Source organism: Acinetobacter lwoffii (assembly GCF_024129595.1).
GTDB lineage: Bacteria > Pseudomonadota > Gammaproteobacteria > Pseudomonadales > Moraxellaceae > Acinetobacter > Acinetobacter lwoffii_O.
In genome coordinates this window covers 1-1912 of the sequence record NZ_JAMXXS010000080.1, presented here as the reverse complement: position 1 = coordinate 1912, position 1912 = coordinate 1, and the positions used below count along the sequence as shown (strand labels likewise).

General features: G+C 39.3%; 2 protein-coding genes. One reads left to right on the top strand and one right to left on the bottom strand.

Features of this window, described 5'->3' with window-relative positions; translation table 11 throughout:
* Positions 1 to 162: 162 nt before the first annotated feature.
* Positions 163 to 837 (bottom strand): acetoacetate decarboxylase family protein, encoded by a 675-nt coding sequence (locus NI466_RS15705; protein WP_253138673.1) that lies wholly within the window; start codon positions 835 to 837, stop codon positions 163 to 165.
* Positions 838 to 940: 103 nt separating this feature from the next.
* Between NI466_RS15705 and NI466_RS15700 the strand changes: the two genes are divergently transcribed.
* Positions 941 to 1513, top strand: a complete 573-nt coding sequence (locus NI466_RS15700; RefSeq protein ID WP_114541702.1) for a peptidylprolyl isomerase — start codon at positions 941 to 943, stop codon at positions 1511 to 1513.
* Positions 1514 to 1912: the final 399 nt, after the last annotated feature.

Sequence of the window (1912 nt, the reverse complement as noted above, 5' to 3'; positions counted from 1 at the left end):
TTATCAAAGTTCTGTTGCTTTAGCCTGTATATTTTTATGGCTACCTTTATAGGGTTAATTATGAACAGTAAATGTCAACAGACCCTAGTTAAATCCAAGGCATTAATGTAAAAAGGTGTTTCTCATGAAACACCTTTTTTGTAGATAGGTTTTTATCAGTTCTTATACTTTGCTGCTGATCTGCGCTTCAGGAAAGATCAGATTGAATTTGGGGACATAAAAGCTTTGCAGCAATTTGGCTTTGGAAAAATCTGGAAATATATTCTCGGCATCTTGCCATTCTACTTGCGAGAGTTTGGAGAGGTGACCGCGGAACTGTGGACTAAACTGAAAACGCTGACCTTTCCAGGCTTGCTGAATCTTCAGCATAGATGCTGGAATATGATGACTATTAATATAAAACTGGCGTGCGGATTTGGTTTTCTTCAGCCGAATCGTCATATGCTGGTTCTGATGCTGAATTTGACACAGTACTTCCTGATCCTTTTCCTGCCATTCAAACTGCGCATGTTCTTTGGGAATGCCCCATAAATGCTGACCGTGTACCACAGACTCATGGGTAGACACATAAATTTTAGGAATTGAGCTGAGGCGTCGTTTACTAATTAAAGGATGATCCAGAATCAGTAACTCATCATAAGGGCCAATCGGCGAAGCGTGATAACGCACCAATAAGACTTGGACCATACGACCCAGCGGAGAAGGCGCAATACGGAACTGTTTTGCTTGCTCAATAAAGCTTGGGGTCAGCCAATAATTCAGAATAAAACCCTCACCCTGCAAACGCCAAGGTGGAAACTGGTGGATATTTTGCTCCTGTAATAATGCATGCTTCATTCTTATTCTCTTGTCTTTAGTCGGCAGGTCACTGCATTATGAGTTATAAAAGATTAATATATAGTCATTCACAACCATTACTTCTAAGTAGATGAGTTAATAAATGTTAAAGAAATCATTATGTGTCATCGCACTTGCTGCGGTCAGTCTGCCAAGCTTTGCTGAAAATACGATTATTGAGATGAAGACTTCATCTGGAAATATTGAAATTGAACTCTTCAATGACAAAGCACCAATCTCGGCAAAGAACTTCGAAAGCTATGTAAAGAGCAACTTCTATAAGGATACGATTTTTCACCGCGTCATTCCAGGCTTTATGGTGCAGGGTGGTGGCTTTGATGTGAACATGCAGGAAAAAGCCAATACCAAAGCACCCATTAAAAACGAATCATCGAATGGTCTGCAAAATAAACGCGGTACTTTAGCCATGGCGCGTACCAATCAGCCAGATTCTGCCCGAGCACAATTTTTTGTGAACCTGGTCGATAATGATTTCCTGGATCGTTCTGCTAGAAATGCCGGCTATGCGGTATTTGGTAAGGTCATTAAAGGCATGGACATCGTCGATCAGATTGCTAAAGTACCGACCCGAAACTATGGAATGCATCAAAATGTGCCGGTGAACCCTGTAAAAATCACCAGTGTGACGATTAAAGCACCAGTCGTGAAAAACTAGGCATAGAATAAAGCAGAAATATTTAATTTATATTTCTGTTTTAAAAATATGTACTTATGTAATGAATTGTATGGAATTGAACCAATTTGGTGCATAAAAATAAAACACTCGTGATTCATGTGCGTTAAAAGCGCTTGCACGTGTAAGAAATTGCCCTATAATGAGCACATACCGACGAGATAGATGGAAACGAACGAAGCAGAATGGCGGAGTTGTTGAGTTTATCGAAGTCCAGCTTCTAGCACTGACGAGGTGTTAGAAAGATCATTAAAAGATTATGAAGAACAACTTGTGTGGATTTTTACTGATTGATTGATCGAAATTATTTTCATTGATTGATGGTAGAAATTACTCGAAGTTTATTTGAGAAATATTTGTCAGAAAATTGATGAGCCAAGA